The organism is Massiliimicrobium timonense, from assembly GCF_042850985.1.
GTDB lineage: Bacteria > Bacillota_I > Bacilli_A > Erysipelotrichales > Coprobacillaceae > Allocoprobacillus.
This window is the reverse complement of the sequence record NZ_AP031415.1, coordinates 133,112-151,597: the sequence shown is the minus strand read 5'-3', so window position 1 is coordinate 151,597 and position 18,486 is coordinate 133,112. Positions and strand designations below refer to the sequence as shown.

At 30.2% G+C, this 18,486-nt stretch carries 18 protein-coding genes; 10 read left to right on the top strand and 8 right to left on the bottom strand.

Features of this window, described 5'->3' with window-relative positions; translation table 11 throughout:
* Positions 1-19 precede the first annotated feature (19 nt).
* Entirely contained in the window at positions 20-832 is an 813-nt protein-coding gene (locus ACGHJ8_RS00840) for an alpha/beta hydrolase (RefSeq protein WP_390541145.1), read from the bottom strand.
* Positions 832-1,635 (bottom strand): Cof-type HAD-IIB family hydrolase, encoded by an 804-nt coding sequence (locus ACGHJ8_RS00835; protein ID WP_390541143.1) that lies wholly within the window; start codon positions 1,633-1,635, stop codon positions 832-834. Before ACGHJ8_RS00835 ends, ACGHJ8_RS00840 begins: the two co-directional genes overlap by 1 nt.
* 126 nt (positions 1,636-1,761) lie before the next feature.
* On the opposite strand from ACGHJ8_RS00835, the gene ACGHJ8_RS00830 reads away from it, so the two are divergent.
* Positions 1,762-2,565: an MBL fold metallo-hydrolase gene (locus tag ACGHJ8_RS00830; RefSeq protein ID WP_390541141.1), complete on the top strand. Its 804-nt coding sequence runs from the start codon at positions 1,762-1,764 to the stop codon at positions 2,563-2,565.
* A gap of 66 nt (positions 2,566-2,631) precedes the next feature.
* On the opposite strand, the gene ACGHJ8_RS00825 is transcribed toward ACGHJ8_RS00830, so the two are convergent.
* The 3 genes from ACGHJ8_RS00825 to ACGHJ8_RS00815 all read right to left on the bottom strand — a co-directional run bounded on the left by ACGHJ8_RS00825 (position 2,632) and on the right by ACGHJ8_RS00815 (position 5,685).
* A complete protein-coding gene (locus tag ACGHJ8_RS00825) occupies positions 2,632-3,789 on the bottom strand; it encodes a trans-sulfuration enzyme family protein (RefSeq protein WP_390541139.1) in 1,158 nt (385 codons plus the stop codon).
* The gene (locus ACGHJ8_RS00820) at positions 3,783-4,604 is read right to left on the bottom strand and encodes a Cof-type HAD-IIB family hydrolase (RefSeq protein ID WP_390541137.1); all 822 of its coding nucleotides are present in this window, start codon (positions 4,602-4,604) and stop codon (positions 3,783-3,785) included. The genes ACGHJ8_RS00825 and ACGHJ8_RS00820 overlap by 7 nt, the downstream gene beginning before the upstream one ends.
* 82 nt (positions 4,605-4,686) lie before the next feature.
* Positions 4,687-5,685, bottom strand: coding sequence for a glycosyltransferase family 4 protein (locus ACGHJ8_RS00815; RefSeq protein WP_390541135.1), 999 nt, complete (start codon positions 5,683-5,685; stop codon positions 4,687-4,689).
* A gap of 453 nt (positions 5,686-6,138) precedes the next feature.
* On the opposite strand from ACGHJ8_RS00815, the gene ACGHJ8_RS00810 reads away from it, so the two are divergent.
* From ACGHJ8_RS00810 to ACGHJ8_RS00770, 9 genes are all read left to right on the top strand, one after another.
* A complete protein-coding gene (locus ACGHJ8_RS00810; protein ID WP_087243639.1) occupies positions 6,139-7,464 on the top strand; it encodes an ATP-binding protein in 1,326 nt (441 codons plus the stop codon).
* Positions 7,465-7,615: 151 nt separating this feature from the next.
* A complete protein-coding gene (locus ACGHJ8_RS00805; protein WP_087243638.1) occupies positions 7,616-8,509 on the top strand; it encodes a MurR/RpiR family transcriptional regulator in 894 nt (297 codons plus the stop codon).
* A 121-nt stretch (positions 8,510-8,630) separates the two neighbouring features.
* Complete coding sequence (locus tag ACGHJ8_RS00800; protein WP_390541131.1) at positions 8,631-10,037, top strand: 6-phospho-beta-glucosidase; 1,407 nt, start codon at positions 8,631-8,633, stop codon at positions 10,035-10,037.
* Positions 10,038-10,054: 17 nt separating this feature from the next.
* Positions 10,055-11,341: a PTS sugar transporter subunit IIC gene (locus tag ACGHJ8_RS00795; protein WP_390541129.1), complete on the top strand. Its 1,287-nt coding sequence runs from the start codon at positions 10,055-10,057 to the stop codon at positions 11,339-11,341.
* A gap of 48 nt (positions 11,342-11,389) precedes the next feature.
* Positions 11,390-11,881 carry an RDD family protein gene (locus ACGHJ8_RS00790; RefSeq protein WP_087243635.1) on the top strand — a complete coding sequence of 164 codons (492 nt, stop codon included), beginning with the start codon at positions 11,390-11,392 and terminating at the stop codon, positions 11,879-11,881.
* Positions 11,882-11,891: 10 nt separating this feature from the next.
* Positions 11,892-13,040 carry a M20/M25/M40 family metallo-hydrolase gene (locus ACGHJ8_RS00785; protein ID WP_087243634.1) on the top strand — a complete coding sequence of 383 codons (1,149 nt, stop codon included), beginning with the start codon at positions 11,892-11,894 and terminating at the stop codon, positions 13,038-13,040.
* The gene (locus ACGHJ8_RS00780) at positions 13,037-13,951 is read left to right on the top strand and encodes an AEC family transporter (RefSeq protein ID WP_087243633.1); all 915 of its coding nucleotides are present in this window, start codon (positions 13,037-13,039) and stop codon (positions 13,949-13,951) included. Before ACGHJ8_RS00785 ends, ACGHJ8_RS00780 begins: the two co-directional genes overlap by 4 nt.
* A gap of 12 nt (positions 13,952-13,963) precedes the next feature.
* Positions 13,964-15,361 (top strand): amidohydrolase, encoded by a 1,398-nt coding sequence (locus ACGHJ8_RS00775; RefSeq protein ID WP_390541125.1) that lies wholly within the window; start codon positions 13,964-13,966, stop codon positions 15,359-15,361.
* Between the two features lies 1 nt (position 15,362).
* Positions 15,363-16,223, top strand: coding sequence for a YitT family protein (locus ACGHJ8_RS00770; RefSeq protein ID WP_087243631.1), 861 nt, complete (start codon positions 15,363-15,365; stop codon positions 16,221-16,223).
* Between the two features lie 62 nt (positions 16,224-16,285).
* Here ACGHJ8_RS00770 and ACGHJ8_RS00765 read toward each other — a convergent pair whose 3' ends face one another.
* The 3 genes from ACGHJ8_RS00765 to ACGHJ8_RS00755 all read right to left on the bottom strand — a co-directional run bounded on the left by ACGHJ8_RS00765 (position 16,286) and on the right by ACGHJ8_RS00755 (position 18,486).
* On the bottom strand, positions 16,286-16,549 hold the full coding sequence (locus ACGHJ8_RS00765; RefSeq protein ID WP_087243630.1) for a hypothetical protein: 264 nt from the start codon (positions 16,547-16,549) through the stop codon (positions 16,286-16,288).
* A gap of 111 nt (positions 16,550-16,660) precedes the next feature.
* Entirely contained in the window at positions 16,661-16,993 is a 333-nt protein-coding gene (locus ACGHJ8_RS00760; RefSeq protein ID WP_087243629.1) for a TIGR04076 family protein, read from the bottom strand.
* Positions 16,994-17,013: 20 nt separating this feature from the next.
* Positions 17,014-18,486, bottom strand: a complete 1,473-nt coding sequence (locus ACGHJ8_RS00755; RefSeq protein ID WP_390541122.1) for a family 1 glycosylhydrolase — start codon at positions 18,484-18,486, stop codon at positions 17,014-17,016.

Below are 18,486 nucleotides of genomic sequence, written 5' to 3'. Positions count from 1 at the left end.
AGGATCACCTTTCTTCATCTTATTCTATATGACCACTGCTGAGTCCTTCATTCTTCTCATCGAGTGGTAACCATTCTAAAACACGTTCAATATAACGATCCCAAAAATCCCATTCATGCGCACCTGGTCCTTCTTCATAAGTGACATTGATTCCCTGTTGAAGTAAAAAATCACGGTAATCACGATTTTCTTTAATCAGTGAATCATCAGTGCCACATGCCATATATATCGCAGGCACATCTTTTATAGCCATATTTTGAATCAGTGCCTTATAATCTTTGTCACTTCCTTTTAACTTATGTAAATCACCAAAAACAGAAGTTAAATAACTTCTTTTATACATATAAGTTACGTCGTCACCATCCTTAGCATTAATAAAAGTGTCAATCAATAACGCTGAAGACAATGCGGCAATATAACCAAATGTCTGATAATATTTGAGTCCATTGATAATAGCTCCATATCCACCCATAGACAACCCTGCAATAAATGTATCTTCTCGACGTTGTGATAAAGGGAACATGGCTCTTGTGATAGAAACAAGTTCTTCACCAATAAATTGTGAATAATATTCATGGGAGTTTTCATTATCAACATAAAATTTATTCTCTCCTGAAGGCATAATAACAGCTAAATCATGATCCTGTGCCCACCTTTGAATACGTGTACCACATACCCAATCTGTATAATTGCCAAAAATCCCATGTAATAAGTATAATGTTTTGAAATTTTTATTTGGCTGGTTTAACTTTTTATCAACAGGAATAATAGCATTAATTGTGACTGTGCGCATTAACTTTTCTGAGAAAAAATCAACTTGTACTAATGCCATTATGATAGATCCTTTCCAAAATATTTATAAAATGCTTTGTCAATACCCGCACAATCAACATAATCAGTAACAAATTCTGCAATGTTTTTTAAACGATCTACTGCATTTCCCATCGCAATACCATGTCCAACCAACTCAAACATTTCCATATCATTCACACCATCACCAAAAGCATAAGTATCTTTTTGATCAATTCCTAATTTTTGATATAAATACTTACAGGCTGTTCCTTTTTTAAATCCCTTATGATAAACATCCATACGAATCAATCCATGATCATAAGCAACAATTGTCATATCATTTTCTAATTCATGATATGCTTTCCACATTTGTTCCACTGTTTCAAACAAAACACAGCAACTGATAGCATCTACATCCTGAGCCTCATATCTTTCTACTACATTCTCAGGTCTTTGATCTGTTCCCTGAAACATTACACGATGTTTAACGATCAATTCATCATCCAAACAATCACACCATTCTCCATGATGTCCATAAAACATAGGTCGCCCTTGATATTTTTGATAAACTTCCATTTGTTTTTGTATTTCTGGAGTTGTTAAAACTTCATCAACCAGAATCTCATTATTATAAATGATATAATGTCCATCACATAAAACATAACCATCAAATGGAATATCTTTTAATCCTTCAGGGATAGCGCCTCTTGCTGAAGCAATAACGATCTTATTGCCTTGTTTCTGAAAATCGTTTAAAACCTGTTTTGTTTGATGACGAGGTTGCATCATACCTTCTTGAGCATTTATTAAAGTTCCATCAATATCAAAGAAAACTATTTTCATTTTATCATTCTCCTTGCCATCATTATATCATTTCTCTTCTTTGAAAATCCATATAAATCCAACGAAAAAATATCTTGATTCATGATTCTCATTTTTGTAAAATCAAAAAAGAAATGGAGGTTTTCTATGAAATTAATTATGCTAGGTACAGGAAATGCTTTAGTAACAAAGTGTTATAATACCTGTTTTGTATTTGAAAATCAAAATCAATATTTCTTAGTAGATGGTGGTGGAGGAAATACCCTTTTATCACAGCTAGAAAAAGCGCATATTAATTGGCAGGATATTAAAGATATCTTTGTCACACATAAACATATTGATCATCTGATGGGAATTATCTGGATGATTCGTATGATTGGTCAACATATGAGTCAAGGAAAATATCAAGGTGAAGTGCGTATATATGCTCATAAAGAACTTATTGATATTATCATGCAAATGATTCATCTGGTTTTAGAAGCAAAGCATACACAATTTATTAACAAACGCAATCACTTGATTGAAATTCAAGATCATGATAGTCATATGATTATCAATCATCAAGTCACTTTTTTTGATATCCATTCTACAAAAACAAAACAATTTGGTTTTCAAATGCAATTAGATCACAATAAAAAGTTATCTTGTTGTGGAGATGAACCATGTCATCAAATCAATGAAGCTTATATTCAAAATAGTGATTGGTTACTTCATGAAGCTTTTTGTTTACATAGTGAAGCTGATATTTTTCATCCTTATGAAAAACATCATTCGACAGTGAAAGATGCCTGTCAATTAGCTCAGTCTTTAAATATTCAAAATCTTCTTTTGTATCACACTGAAGATAAAAATATCAAACAACGTCATTCTCTCTACATGAAAGAAGCCAAACAATATTTCCAGGGAAATATATGGATTCCTGATGATTTAGATATTATTAACATTCAATAGAAAAAGGAATTGAAATACGCAATTAGTTTATTTCAATTCCTTTTCTATATCATATAACAAAGATATTTATTTGTAGGCATGATTGAAAGCATTTTGTAAATCTTCTATAAGAAGTTCTACTTCTTCTAATCCAATATACATTCTGATATGTCCAATATCTAAGCCTCTTTTTTTCAATTCTTCCTCGTTGCTTCCTTTCCATACAGGCATGACTAAACTTTCAAAGCCACCCCAACTATAGGCCAAAGTAAAATGTTTTAAAGAATCAACAAATCTTTCAATAACATCTGGGGTTGCATCTTTTAATACAAAACTTAATAAACTTCCATATCCCTTTAAATACTTATCTGTTAAATCAGTAGATGTATGAACCATAGGATGATATATTTTTTTAACATATAGACTTTGTTGTAAAAATTGTATCACTTGTTTAACACTTTGTTCTTGAGATTTTAAACGAACAGGCAATGTTCGTAATCCTCTTAATGCTAACCAGGCATTCATTGGGGACATTGTTGCTCCTAAAAAGATTTGACCAAATTCATTGATTTCATGTATATATTTTTGATTAGAAATGACAACGCCACCAACCAAATCACTATGTCCTCCAATATATTTTGAACAAGAATGTATAACAATATCAATTCCATGCACCAAAGGATTTTGAAATAATGGTGTTGCCCATGTATTATCAATAACTGTGATAATATTTCTTTGTTTCGCAAATTGACTGATCATCTCTAAATCAAGCATTTCAAACTTTTGAGAAGAAGGACTTTCAAAATAAATCATTTTTGTATTCTCCTTAACAAAAGCAAATATATCTTCAGTAGAAGATACATCAATTTTTGTACTTTCAACACCAAAACGTTCAAGATTTTGAATGAATTTGACAGTTGATCCATAAACAGTATTCACAATGATAATATGATCCTTTTGTTGAATCAAGCTCAATATTGTGGCACTGATTGCTCCCATTCCTGAAGCAAAAACTTTAGCACATTCTCCTTTTTCTAATTGAGCTAGTTTCTCTTCTAGAATTGTTAATGTTGGGTTTTCTCCTCTTGTATATGTATAAGCACTTTTCTTATTCATATTAACATCAACATAGTGTTGAAAATCATCAAATTGAAATGATGATGTTTGCACAATCTCAGGCGCAACACTCTTATAGTCTCTTTGTTTTTTTTCTACTGATAAACAAATATTCTCTTGATCTAACATTTTATTTCTCCCTCTAAATATTTTCCAATTCCATCATGTTCATTGTCTGCACAAATGGCATCTGCAACTTCTTTTACTGTATCAAAAGAGTTATCCATAGCTATACCTGTTCCCGCTATTTTTAACATATCTATATCGTTTTCACCATTACCAAAAGCAATAACATTATCTAATGATATATTTTTAATTTGTGTTAACTTCAAAAGAGCCTGTCCTTTTGAAGCATGAACTGGATTAATTTCTACCCAATCTTTTTCTACTCTACATATACTAAAACGTGAAGACATCTGTTTTTGAAGAATTGGTATTTTTTCACTCATCATTGTTTCACTTTGCACAAATGCAACTTTCTTTATTGTAGAAAAAAGATGTTCTGGTATTTCATAAATATCATGAACCATATGTTTTTCTCTATCAATAAAATGTTCTTCCATAATCCCTGTATGCCCATAATCAAAAATATATAAACATGTTTCAAAGAAAATAATCATATCAAAGAAAGATGTTTGTGCTATTTCATTCAAAATCATTAAATCATCTTTTGTTAGTCTTTGTTCTCGATGCAAACATTCTTTTTTTGAATTATAAATTTCTAATCCGTTTAAAACAATATAACCACTTTGAGGATATTGATCCATATCTAACTGTTTTCCATAATACTCTAAGCTACTGACATCTCTGCCACTTGCTAAAACAAGAGCTACGCCTTGTTTTTGTAAGTGCATTAAAATCTCTTTTGTATATGGGAGTATTTTTTGTTGAGATGTTAACAATGTCCCATCCATATCCATCACAATCATATCTATATTTTTCATCGTTTTCCTCCCTCTTCTAACCATTGTACAATGGGTAAAATCCAAAATGCAACCCTTAATCAAAAAGATGTGCCTAAGCACATCAAAGGAGTGTCTGATACACTGTTCTTAGTTGTTTTCCTACTTTTTCAAGCGAACGTTCTTCAGCGACTTTTCTCCCTTCTTTCCCTAAATACGGAAGCTTCTTTTCCACAACATTTTGTATCAATTCTATAAACTCATCATTATCTTTTCCTTTATAACAATTCTTTCCATGTATAAGCCAACCTTCATAAACAGGTATATCTCTCAAAATAACCTGTTGATAAGATGACAACGCTTCTAAAACAACTATTCCTTCTGTTTCTTCATAACTAGGGAAGAAAAACGCATCTGCCCCACAATAAGCACCTTTAATAATATCACCGGTTATATAACCAGGAAAAATCACATTGGATGGATGATGTTTAATCACATTTCGAATTTGTTGAGGTATGGTATATAAAGAGATATCTCCAAACCATATAAAAGTATATTGGGGAAGTTTTTGAGCGATTTCAATAAAATCTAATATTCCTTTTCTTTGGAAAAACAAGCCAACACAGATAATAACTTTTTGTTGTGAAGTAAGATGAAAATATTGTTTAAACAATTGAATTCTCTCTTCATTATCATTATATTCTTCAATATCAACACCATTACTTATAGCATATATAGGTATATCTTTATTGACATAATGACTAATAAGTTTCTTTGAATATGCTGTTGGTGTAATAAGACAATCCGCTTTTGAATAGATTGTCATTAATCGTTTTCTAAATAGAGATGACATCTGATTTGATAAAATAAATGAATTTTTAAAATCCTCTTCCGTACTATGCGCATGAACAATGACTTTTTTGTGCATTTGATGACAACGATGTATGAGCCACTGACTCTGAAGTCCAACTGTGTTGATATGTGCAATATCAAAGGATTCTCGAGGATCTAAAGTATATTCTATTCCTTGAGATTGCAATGCTATGATTTGATGTTTAAGTGCTCTTCCGATACCAGATTTTCTAATCATATTCTGATTTTCAAAATATAATAAAACTTTCATAATATCACCTTTCCTATCTTCACTATACATAAAAAAAAGAAGAATAATGAAAAAAATTATGAAAGATTTTCTAAAAAGCATTCTATATTCGTAGCTTTACAATAATAAACAAATATTATTGTTATGATTAATATAAAACGGTTCTACTCGACATCATGAGTGAGTATTTGAGTAAACGATATATTCATTTTATACATAGATATATGAGTTGAAATCAATTATAAAATATAACTCAAAATCCTATATTAATGAATAATTATAATCTCATCAATCATAATATAAAATATACATTACATATTAATACCCAATCTCATAACCTATAATTTTGAAGAAATGTATGATTTGGCATAAAATAATATTGAAGAAATATATGATTTGGCATAAAATAATATTGAAGAAATGTATGATTTAGAACAAAACAATATTGAAGAAATGTAAAAAGGAGTGATGGCAGTGTATTTCAAAAGAAAAGCTTACGATAAATTAATAGATTGGAAATCAAATTATGCTGATAACTATGCTGTTTTGTTAGAAGGTGCAAGACGTGTAGGAAAATCAACAATAGCTAAATTATTTGCTGAAAATGAGTATAAATCATACATTTTGATAGATTTTTCAATTGCTTCAGCTGATATATTATCCTGCTTTGATGATATTAATAATTTGGATATGTTTTTTTTAAGGTTACAGGCAATCACTGGAATTAATTTATATGAACATGAGTCAGTTATTATTTTTGATGAAGTACAGTTATTTCCTAAAGCCAGACAAGCAATTAAGCACTTGGTAAAAGATGGACGATATCATTATATTGAAACTGGTTCTTTAATATCCATTAAAAAAAATGTGAAAGATATCTTAATCCCTTCTGAAGAAATGAAAATTGAAGTCTATCCTATGGATTATGAAGAATTCTGCAATGCCACAGGAAATAATTATAATTTAATAAAGCAATTGTTTGATATGAAAAGAGCAATTGGTCAAGAAGTGAATAGAAAACTCATGAGAGATATTAGGATATATATGGCAGTCGGTGGTATGCCTCAAGCTGTTGAAGCATATGTGAATGGGAATAATTTTTCCACTATAGATAATGTAAAGCGTCAAATTATTCATCTTTATGAAGAAGATTTCAAAAAAATAGATCCATCAGGAAAAATATCTGCGCTTTATCATTCAATCCCCGCTCAATTAGCTAAAGATCAAAAGAAATACCGTATGTCCACTGCGCTAAAAAAGAGAACGACGATTAAAGAAGAAGAATTATTATTTGATTTATTTGATTCTAAAACTGTATTACCCTGCTACAATTCAACCGATCCTAAAGTGAGTTTGACTTCAACGAAAGATTTAAATAGCTATAAACTCTATTTATCTGATACGGGATTATTCGTAACACTTATGTTTATAGACCGACCTATTACAGAAAATGAAATATATGCTAAACTTCTTTCTGATAAATTACCAGCAAATTTAGGATATTTATATGAAAACTTAATGGCACAATTATTAGCTTCAAAAGATAGAGAATTATATTATCATACATGGCAAAAAGAAAATAGCACTCATTATTATGAGATAGACTTTTTAATTTCTGAAGGTAGTAAAATTTCAGCTATTGAGGTCAAATCTTCAGGTTTGGGTAAACATGATTCTATATGTGAATTTGAAAAAAAATATTCAAAACATATAAAAAATTGTTATATCTTTTCGCAAAAAGACTACAAACAGGAAAATGGTATACAGTTTATGCCCATATATTTAGCCCCATTTATATAAAATCTATTATTTAATAGAAAAAAGAATAACTTACAAGATATCTCTCCTTATCAAAATGAATAATTGAAATATCTCTAAATAATAAGTCTTGAAATCACATGATTTCTTTGAGAATAATATGTTACAATAATGATATAAGGAGTGTGAGGCTATGCTTTTAGTTGATAAATTAATTCAAAAAGATAATTTTTCAAAAAGTGAAATGATTATCGCTGATTATATTATTAATCTTGGTGAAGATATCAAAGATATTTCAGCCAGAAAAATCGCAAGAGAAACATATACTTCCCCAGGAACAGTTTTAAATCTATGTGAAAAAGTTGGTGTTAAAGGATTTGATCATTTTAAAAGTGCATATTTAAAAGAAATACAATATCTTGATCAGCAGTTTGGAACCGTTGATCCTAATATTCCTTTTCATGAAAATGATACTTTTTTTATAATTGCTAATAAAATGGGAACTCTATATGAAGAGACTATTAAAGATACTTTATCCTTATTACAACATGATTCCTTACAAAAAGCTGTCCTTACATTATCCAAAGCTCAAAATATTCATATTTACTCTTTTGGAACCGCACTTAATATTGCAGAATCGTTTAAAGAAAAAATGATGAAAATAGGAAAAAATGTTTATATCACCAACAATTTAAATTATCAAAGATATGAAATGAATTGTATTACCAATCGTGATTGTGTGATCTTTATTTCATATTCTGGTGAGACAGGAAATATTATTGATATGGCCCAAACCTGTATTATAAAAAAGATTCCCTTTATTTCTATGACATCTTTTGGAGAAAATACATTAAGTCAAATGAGTGATATCAATCTCTTTATTTCTACCAGAGAACGATTAACTCATAATATCGCAAATTTTAATAGTAATTTATCAATTTTCTTTCTTTTAGACATTTTATACGCTACTTACTTTTCATTAAATTATATGGACAATCTTGAATATAAAATGAATGTTACTCACAAATTTGAAAATAAGCGTAGTTCTACTAATCCTATCTTAATTGATAATACTCATAAAAAATAACACTGTTCAGTTTTCTATTTCAATTTTTTGACAAATTTTTTAACAGTGTTAAATGTTGTTCAATAAATATTTTTTTCAAGCCTCTTTGCATGTATATTTAAACATACAAGGAGGTTTTTTTATGAAAATAAGAGACAATTTCTTATGGGGAGGAGCCACAGCAGCGAATCAGTATGAAGGTGCTTATTTAGAAGATGGAAAAGGTTTAAGCATTGCTGATGTGGAAATGGGAGCCCGTCATGGTGTTCCAAGAGAAATCCATAGCTATGTTCATGAGGATTGCTATTATCCAAGTCATGAAGGTGTTGATTTCTATCATCATTATAAAGAAGATATTGCTTTATTTGCAAAAATGGGATTCAAATGTTTTCGTATGTCAATTAATTGGCCAAGAATCTTCCCACATGGTGATGAAAAGACACCTAACGAAAAAGGTTTAGCTTTTTATGATCAAGTTTTTGATGAACTACTTAAATATGGTATTCAACCTATCGTCACAATTTCTCATTATGAAACACCATTATATCTTGTTCAGAAATATGGTTCATGGAGAAATAGAAAGTTGATTGATTTCTTTGAACATTATTGTGATGTTATTTTCCGTAGATATCATCACAAAGTCAAATATTGGATGACTTTTAATGAAATCAATGAAACTATGAATCAAAAACAACCTTATCATCAAGCAGGTATTATTTATCAAGATAATGAAAATCCAGCTGATGTAAAAGTACTTGTTTCTCACAATATGATGGTAGCAAGTGCAAAAGCAGTTATATTGGCTCATCGTATTGATCCCACTTTAAAAGTAGGATGTATGTTCCAATATCCAACAACATATCCAAAAACTTGTCATCCAAATGATATTCTTGCAAGAAGATATCATATGATGCCGAATTTCTATTATGGAGATGTTATGTGTAAAGGCTATTATTCTAATACATGTACAGCTCAATTAAAACGTATGGGTGCAACTCTTTCTATGGAAGAAGGAGATAAAGAAATCCTAAAGGAAGGAAAAGTTGATTTTATTGCCTTTAGTTATTATTTTTCTTCAATTGCTTCAAGTCCTGATGGTAAGGAACTTATTGTTGAACGTTCTAATCCATATCTTCAACGTAATGATTGGGATTGGCCAATCGACCCAACCGGACTTAGAGTTGCATTAAATGAGCTGTATGATCGCTATCAATTACCTTTATTCGTTGTTGAAAATGGTTTAGGAGCTATTGATCATATTGAAGAAGATGGCTCTATTCAAGATGATTATCGTATTGAATATTTAGCAAGTCATATTGAAGCTTTGAAAAAGGCTATTGAAGAAGATGATGTAGATGTGATTGGATATACTTGTTGGGGACCTATTGATATTGTTTCAGTAGGAACAGGTGAAATGAGAAAACGTTATGGTTTTATTTATGTTGATAAAGATGATGAAGGAAAAGGAACATTAAAACGTTACTTAAAGAAATCTTTTTATTGGTATAAGAAAGTCATTGAAACAAATGGTCAAACAAAATTCGATTAAGGAAAGAGGGTAAAAAAATGAATAATGTGTTTGAAAAAATGAACGAAAAGCTTGTCCCTATTGCTATGAAAATTAGTAGTAATAGATATTTGACAGCTATTAAAGAAGGCTTTTTCGGTGTTATGCCAATTATTATTGTAGGATCTATATTCCTACTACTTACAAGCATTCCAATAAATGGTTATGAAGAGTTTATGGCAGGTATATTAGGAGAAAATTGGAATGATATCTTTATGTTTCCATATCGTATCAGTTATGGACTCATGTCACTATATGTTGTCGTAGGGATTGCTAAGTCTTTAGCAAATCACTATCAAATAGGAAGTCGTGAATCTATCATCGTTGCTTTCGTCTCTTATTTTATGTTAACTCCTTTGATTGTAGATGCAGACAATGCTAAAGGTTTACCAATTGATAATTTCGGTGCTTCTGGTTTGTTTTTAGCTATTATTTCATCTTGTTTAGCAGTTGAAATATATCGTTTTATCTTAAAGAGAGGATGGACAATCAAACTTCCTGATGCTGTTCCACAAAACGTAGCTAAGCCATTTGAAGCTTTAATTCCAGTTGCTTTTATCTTTATTATCTTTAATATTATTCGTTTAATTTTTGTAAATACTGATTTTGGTAGTGCACAAAACTTTATCTTTACAATGTTACAACAACCTTTACAATCTCTTGGTAGTACTTTACCTGCAACTTGTATTGTTTTATTCATTGAAGCTATTTTATGGTGTTTTGGTTTACATGGTTCTTCTATTGTTTCTGCTGTTATGAATCCAATTTGGAGATCACTCTCTGCAGAAAATGCTGCTGCACTTGAACTAGGACAAGCTGCTACTAATATTGTTAATTATCAATTTATTGCTAACTTTGTCAAAATCGGAGGAACTGCTGCAACTTTAGGTTTAGCTATTATTATTCTTCTCACAGCTAAATCATCTCAATATAAAGCATTAGGAAAATTATCTATTGTCCCTGCTTTATTCAATATTAATGAGCCAATTGTCTTTGGATTACCAATTGTTCTCAATCCAATTATGGCTATTCCATTTATTGTTGCTAATATTGCTGTTGCTATAGTAACTTATGCTGCCACATTCTTTGGATTAGTTCCAGTAAGTATTGGTGTCGAAGTTCCATGGACAACTCCACCTATTATTTCAGGATTCTTATTATGTGGTTGGCAAGGTGCTGTTTTACAAATTGTTCTTATTCTTGTGAGTATGGCTATCTACTATCCATTCTTTAAAATGCAAGATAAACAAGAATACGATAATGAACAGCTTGCCACAAAACAATAAAACAAAAGGCATGAAAAGCATGCCTTTTTTCACAGGAGGAATAAAAAAATGAATAATATATCACTTATAAAAAGAGCTATTGCCTATATGATTGATTTATATTTAGGTACACTTTTATCTACAATTCCTATTTCTCTAACTACTTATTATCAATTTCATCAAATATCTCAAGATATCACGTTATTTTCTAAACCTATATCTTCTATTTTACTCTTATTAAGTATATTTGCATTAATCCTATATTTTCTAGTTATCCCATATTTCTTTCATGGACAAACGATCGGAAAGAAAATTATGAAATATAAAATTTGTTACTCATCTTTTTCATCATTATGTATTAGACAATGTATATATATGGTTTGCTTAACTTCTCTTACATCTTTAATCATTCAGTTTATCTCTTTATTTTCTTCCATTTCATTAACACCTTATATAAACACTTTCGTTTTTATTTTATCTTTCGTTATGATTATTTATATACTTTGTCATAGAAATCACATTGCATTGTATGATCAATTAGCTAAAACAGAAATTCAATAAGGAGTCGCTTATGGATTATTTAACACATAATGAAATAAAATATGTTCAACAACATCTTGAAGAGAATATTCAATTATTAAAAACACTGACAGAAATTCCTTCACCTACTTTTCATGAAAAAAAACGTGCTACTTTTTGCTTGAATTGGCTGCAATCAATAGGTGCGAATGCTTATATGGATAATGTTAATAATGTTATTTGTCCAATTAATGGGGAAAATAATGAAACATTAATCATTATTATGGCTCATAATGATATTGCTTTTCCTGATATTCAGAATATTCAAGTCAAACAAGTTGATAACAAACTTTTTGCTCCTGGTATTGGAGATGATACGGCTAATATGGTCAATATGTTAATGACCATACAATATATTATCAAGATGAGACTTCAACCAAAATATCAAATCTTATTTGTCATCAATTCAGGAGAAGAAGGATTAGGTAATTCTATGGGTTGCCGTCAGATTATAGAAAAATATCATTCAAAGATTAAGGAATTTATTTCTTTGGATGGCTATCTCAATGAATGTACTTATTGTGCAGTTGGCTCAAAACGTTATCAGATTGATGTAAAAACACATGGAGGGCATTCTTATGTTAATTTTGGTCAAGAAAACGCAATTGCCTGGATTGCAAAGATTATTACACAATTAAATCAAATTTCTTTACCAACTGAAGCAAAAACAACTTTTAATTTTGGAAAAATAGAAGGTGGAAGTGCTATTAATGTTATTGCTAATCATGCCTCTGTAACATATGAATTTCGTTCATCAAGTCAACAATGCCTAAATATTATGGAACAATCGTTTCAAAAAATCATTAATAATATAAATGATAAACATATTGATATTCAAATCAAAGTATTAGGAGAGCGTCCTGGTAATGGACCTTTATCACAAGAAAAAATGAGAAAATTTACAAGTAGAAATCTTAATATAATTCAACATTTTTATAAAAAGAATATTATTTTATGTGAAAATTCTACTGATTCCAATATCCCACTATCATATGGTATTTGTGCAAATACGATAGGAACAATTATTGGCGGTGATGCTCATACTTATCATGAATGGATTGACATTAACAGTATTCCTATTGGGTTTCAAGTTGCTATGGCATTGATTCTTCAATATGTTGATTGGGAGTTACGTATATGAGTATAACTATCATTTGCTTACAATTGCTTCAATTATTAATGATGATCTGTTTAGGATTTGTCATTGGTAAATGCCACCTTTTTCATCATCATTTTTCTAATGATTTAACAAAATTTGTTTTGAATATCACTATGCCTTTTTTGATTTTATCTTCTGTAACAACATCTCATTTTGATCAATTGCCTATTTTAGATATTCTCTATGCTAGTTTTTTATTAGTTATTCTATTACCTATTATTGCCTATATTATCATCAAAGTATTCCATATCCAAAAAGATGCATCCTTACATATGTTTATGATAAGTTACCCTAATGTGGGTTTTATGGGTTTTCCTTTAATTCAATCTATTTATGGACAAGGTGCTTTACTATATACTGCTATTATTAATATCGGTTTTAATATTTCTTTATTTTCTATTGGTATATTTATGATGAACTATCAAAATAAGCATGAATTTCATTTTTCTTTTCAAAAAATAATAACTCCAGGTATTATTTCCTCCTTATTAGCTTTATTCATATATGCCTTCTCAATTACCATTCCTTCGCCTATTGCTAACTTTTGTACAAATATTGGAAATATGACAACTCCATTATCCATGTTCATAATTGGTCTTACTATGTCACAATATCATCTTAAACAAATGTTATTTGAAGGCCGTGTTTATCTATTTTGTATCTTTATTAACTTTATATTACCAATTTGTTTTATGCCTTTATTTCAATTCATTCAGAATAATATTGTTAAAGGTATTGCATTAATTATATTGGCTATGCCTGTAGCAAACAGTGCAGCATTATATGCTAAAACTTATCATCAAAATGAACAATTAGCTGTACAAACAATTTTTATTTCTACATTGCTTTCCGTTATTACTATTCCTTTACTTGTTTATTTCTTTTTAATATAGGAGGTTGATTCTATGAGTATTCACCAATATAAACATTTATTACAGTCTATCAATTCTCAAATTTGGTCTTTTTCTGAAATAGGTTATCAGGAATTTCAGACCGTTAAATTATTGACAAGAACTTTAGCTTCATATGGTTTTAAAATAGAGAAAAATATTGCTGGTATAGCGACTGCGTTTAAAGCTACTTATGGTCACCAAAAACCAGTTATTGGCTTATTGGCTGAATACGATGCATTAAGTGGTCTAAGTCAAAAAGCTGATTATTTAAAATATTGTCCTAGAGAGGAAACACATAATGGTCATGGTTGTGGGCATCATTTAATAGGAACAGGTATAGTGGGCTCAGCTCTATTAATAAAAGAATATATTGACCTTCATCCTGATTGTGGATCAATCGTTATTTTTGGTTGTCCAGCTGAAGAAAATGGAGCTGGTAAAACTTATTTAGCCGGAGCTGGTGTTTTTAATCAAATTGATGTTGCTTTAACATGGCATCCAAGTACTATGAACACTGTTATGGTGGGAAGCATGCTAGCTAATTGTCAATATTACTTTCGTTTCCATGGATTAAGTAGTCATGCTGGTGCAGCTCCTGAAAAAGGAAGAAGTGCCCTAGATGCTGTTGAACTTATGGATATTGGAGTTAATTATTTAAGAGAGCATATGGAGATGACAGATCGTATTCATTACGCTATAACAAATACTGGTGGAATATCTCCAAATGTTGTTCAATCAGAAGCTGAAGTTCTCTATCTCATTCGTAGTCGAAATAATCAAAGTGTTCAAAAACTTTTTGAAAGAGTCTCAAATATTGCAAAGGGTGCTGCTCTTATGACTGATACAACTGTTGATATTGTTTTCGATAAAGCCGTCAGCAATGTTATTCCTAATGATACTTTAGCAACTCTTGTTTATAATGTTATGCAGACGGTTCCTTTACCTCAATATAACACTGAAGAAAAACAATATATTAATAATTATCGTAAAATCATTGGTGATGATTGGTATCAAGATTTAGGATTAATCCCCGCTTTTCAATTAGATGTCAGACAAAAATTATGTCAAGATCATCCATACGGAGACTTTATTCTTCCCTATTCTCCACAAGATGTTATTGAAACTGCTTCTTCAGACATGGGTGATGTGAGTCAAATAGTTCCTCTTATCCAACTTCATTGCGCCTGTTTTTGTTTAGGAACACAACCTCATTCTTGGATTCAAGTCGCACAAGGGACATCTAGTTATGCGATTAAGGGGATGTTATATGCCAGTGAAGTACTTTATCAAACATGCATTCGTTTATTTGAAGACACAAATATTATTTTGCAAGCAAAACATGAACAAAAAAAACGTACTCAAAATCAAGAATACGTATGTCCAATCCCTAAAAAATATTTAAATCAATAAAATGTATAACTTTCTAAAAAAACATCTTTTTTGTTTTCTATGTGTTTTGTTTGCATCACTTATAATGTCTTTTAATATTAAAACTTTTGTCAATGCTGTTGGTCTCATTCCAAGCGGTTTTAATGGATTATCCTTATTGTTGCAAAGAACCTTTTATCAATTCTTTGAAATTAATATTCCTTACTTTATTATCAATATATCTTTAAATGTATTTCCTGCTCTTATTGGCTTTTATTTTATAGGTAAAAAATTCACAGGCTATTCTATTTTAATGATCATTTTTAATTCTTTTCTTGTTGATATAATTCCAAGTACACCTATAACTTATGATTCATTACTTGTCTCTGTATTTGGAGGTATTATGAATGGTATCGCTATTGTGATTGCTTTATATGGTGGTGCTTCTAGTGGTGGGACAGACTTTGTAGCCATCTATCTATCATATAAACTTAAAAAGCCATCATGGAATTTCATTTTTATTTTTAATATGCTGATATTGATTATTGCTGGATTTCTATTTGGCTTTGAAGCTGCAATGTATTCTATTATTTTTCAATTTGTTTCGACTCAGATCATTGAAAAGTTTCACCAAAAGGATCATAAGATTACTCTTATTATCATTACACAAAAGCCTAATCTTTTAAGTCAAAAATTAATGGAACAAACACATCATGGCGTTACATTAATTCAAGGAGAAGGATGTTATTCACACGAACAAAAAACTATTTTATATACTGTCATAGGTGCTGATGAAGTTAGACATGTCAGTCATCTATGTAAAAAACTTGATTCTTCTGTTTTTATCAACATTATTTGTTCAAAAGATATTAAAGGACAATTTTACCAGAAACCTTTAGAATAAATAATATAATGAATTATTGCTTTTAAGCCAAAAGAAAAAAGCTCATTTCTGAGCTTAATATCCTACTTAATTTCACGCATTATATAGTTTTCTAATATTGGTTTAAATCGGTTAGAAACCTCTAGGTTGGTTTCTTTACTAATCTCTACCAATAACAAAGGATGATAATCTTCATCAATTACAGCATGTGGATTATCTTTAATAATTTTTAAAATGACTTTGAGATTTTGATCATCAATGTCAGTTTTATTAGAAGTACACATTTGCTTGATTCTTTTTAAAGTCAATTTCTGTAAATGATGATTAATATCAAAAAGACTAAACATATAAACCAACCTCCTTTTCTATTACTATCATTATAATACTTTCAAAATCAAATACCAAATATTTATCGTTAAAAACCCTTTCATATTATGAAAATAAGCACTACAGAGTGCTTATTCATCTATTCTTTCTATTTTAAAAATGACTGGTCTAGTCCCATCATTACAACAGGCAATCATTTCGTTTTCATGTCTCATCCAATCTTTCATAATAGAACCACCCTGAAGTCCAGCATAAATATAACGACTGACACAATCCCATGCTTCACTACAAAATTTGCCATCTAGCATATGCCAGAAATCATCTTTTCCATTTCCCTTTTCAATGATAAATTCTTGTCCAACTTCAAACATTGGACATAGTCCTACATCTGGATCCATACAATATTTCTTCTGTAATTCTGGATAACATTTCTTATCAATAACTGTCACTTTAACTTTTGCCATTTTCACACATCTCCTTTATCTTATATTTCTTCTCCATTTGACTGTATAACTTTTTGATACCAATAAAATGAATCTTTTTTATAACGCTTCATTGTTCCATTTCCACTATCATCTTTATCCACATATACAAAACCATATCTTTTTCTCATCTCTCCTGTTCCAGCAGAAATCACATCAATACATCCCCATGGTGTATACCCCATTAAATCTACGCCATCTTCTTCTATTGCTTTTTTCATTTCATAAATATGTTCTTTTAAATATTCAATACGATAAGTATCGTGGATTTGTCCGTTTTCCATATGATCAATAGCACCTAAACCATTTTCTACAATAAATAATGGTAATTCATATCTTTCATAGAGCTGATTTAAAGCAATACGTAATCCAACAGGATTAACCAGCCAACCCCATTCACTTGTTTTTAAATATGGATTGATGACGGAAGTTGTCATATTACCAGATGTCGTTTTCTGTTTTTCATCACCACTGACACATGAACTTGAATAATAACTCAATCCAATATAATCAACTGTCCCTTCTTTTAAAATTTGTTGATCCCCTTCTAAAACAGGTAAATGAAGTCCTTTTCTTTGATATTCTTTTAACTTATATTGTGGATAATGACCACGACATTGTACATCACAATAGAAATGTCTTATCTGATTGTCTTTCATTAATTTCAATTCATCACGTGGATGACAAGTCAAAGCATATGCTGCTGTATAAGCAATCATCATGCCAACTTTCATTTCAGAATTAATTTTATGAGCCATTTTCACAACTTTTGCACTTGCAATGAATTGATGATAAGTCGCAGTGGCTTTAGACTGATCATCATTTTTTAATAATCCTCCAGCATAAAGAGGTAGAATTTCCATATTATTAATCTCATTAAATGTCATCCAATATTTGACTTTATGTTGATATCTTTTCATCACAATTTCACAGTATTTGACAAATGCATCAACACAACGACGATCAATCCATGCTCCATATCTATTGATGAGCGAAACTGGTGTTTCAAAATGTAATAAAGTCACGACTGGTTCGATATGATATTTCAAACATTCATCAAAGACACGATCATAGAATTCTAAACCTTTTTCATTTGGAATTTCATCATCACCATGTGGCAATATTCTTGCCCAATTGATGGACATACGATAACATTTGAATCCCATTTCCGCCATAAGGGCAATATCTTCCTTATAATGATGATAAAAGTCACTGGCTTCATGTGTTGGATAAAACTCATCTACATGACAAGAGAATTTTGCATCTTGTGGTAAATCCTGATAAGGAAAGACAAATTGTGAACCATATTGACCATCTGGCAAAGTATAAGTGACTCGTCTTTGAATACCATTTCTACCATCTCCACTTGTGACAACATCTCCACTACATAACCCTTTTCCATCTTCTAAATAACCGCCTTCAAACTGATGTGCCGCAGTTGCGCCACCCCATAAAAAATCCTTTGGTAAAGACAT

Coding starts and splice junctions, on each gene's coding strand:
- ACGHJ8_RS00840 (WP_390541145.1), bottom strand. CDS start 832: ATGGCATTAGTACAAGTTGATTTTTTCTCAGAAAAGTTAATGCGCACA.
- ACGHJ8_RS00835 (WP_390541143.1), bottom strand. CDS start 1,635: ATGAAAATAGTTTTCTTTGATATTGATGGAACTTTAATAAATGCTCAA.
- ACGHJ8_RS00830 (WP_390541141.1), top strand. CDS start 1,762: ATGAAATTAATTATGCTAGGTACAGGAAATGCTTTAGTAACAAAGTGT.
- ACGHJ8_RS00825 (WP_390541139.1), bottom strand. CDS start 3,789: ATGTTAGATCAAGAGAATATTTGTTTATCAGTAGAAAAAAAACAAAGA.
- ACGHJ8_RS00820 (WP_390541137.1), bottom strand. CDS start 4,604: ATGAAAAATATAGATATGATTGTGATGGATATGGATGGGACATTGTTA.
- ACGHJ8_RS00815 (WP_390541135.1), bottom strand. CDS start 5,685: ATGAAAGTTTTATTATATTTTGAAAATCAGAATATGATTAGAAAATCT.
- ACGHJ8_RS00805 (WP_087243638.1), top strand. CDS start 7,616: ATGCTTTTAGTTGATAAATTAATTCAAAAAGATAATTTTTCAAAAAGT.
- ACGHJ8_RS00800 (WP_390541131.1), top strand. CDS start 8,631: ATGAAAATAAGAGACAATTTCTTATGGGGAGGAGCCACAGCAGCGAAT.
- ACGHJ8_RS00795 (WP_390541129.1), top strand. CDS start 10,055: ATGAATAATGTGTTTGAAAAAATGAACGAAAAGCTTGTCCCTATTGCT.
- ACGHJ8_RS00790 (WP_087243635.1), top strand. CDS start 11,390: ATGAATAATATATCACTTATAAAAAGAGCTATTGCCTATATGATTGAT.
- ACGHJ8_RS00785 (WP_087243634.1), top strand. CDS start 11,892: ATGGATTATTTAACACATAATGAAATAAAATATGTTCAACAACATCTT.
- ACGHJ8_RS00780 (WP_087243633.1), top strand. CDS start 13,037: ATGAGTATAACTATCATTTGCTTACAATTGCTTCAATTATTAATGATG.
- ACGHJ8_RS00775 (WP_390541125.1), top strand. CDS start 13,964: ATGAGTATTCACCAATATAAACATTTATTACAGTCTATCAATTCTCAA.
- ACGHJ8_RS00770 (WP_087243631.1), top strand. CDS start 15,363: ATGTATAACTTTCTAAAAAAACATCTTTTTTGTTTTCTATGTGTTTTG.
- ACGHJ8_RS00765 (WP_087243630.1), bottom strand. CDS start 16,549: ATGTTTAGTCTTTTTGATATTAATCATCATTTACAGAAATTGACTTTA.
- ACGHJ8_RS00760 (WP_087243629.1), bottom strand. CDS start 16,993: ATGGCAAAAGTTAAAGTGACAGTTATTGATAAGAAATGTTATCCAGAA.
- ACGHJ8_RS00755 (WP_390541122.1), bottom strand. CDS start 18,486: ATGTCTTTACCAAAGGATTTTTTATGGGGTGGCGCAACTGCGGCACAT.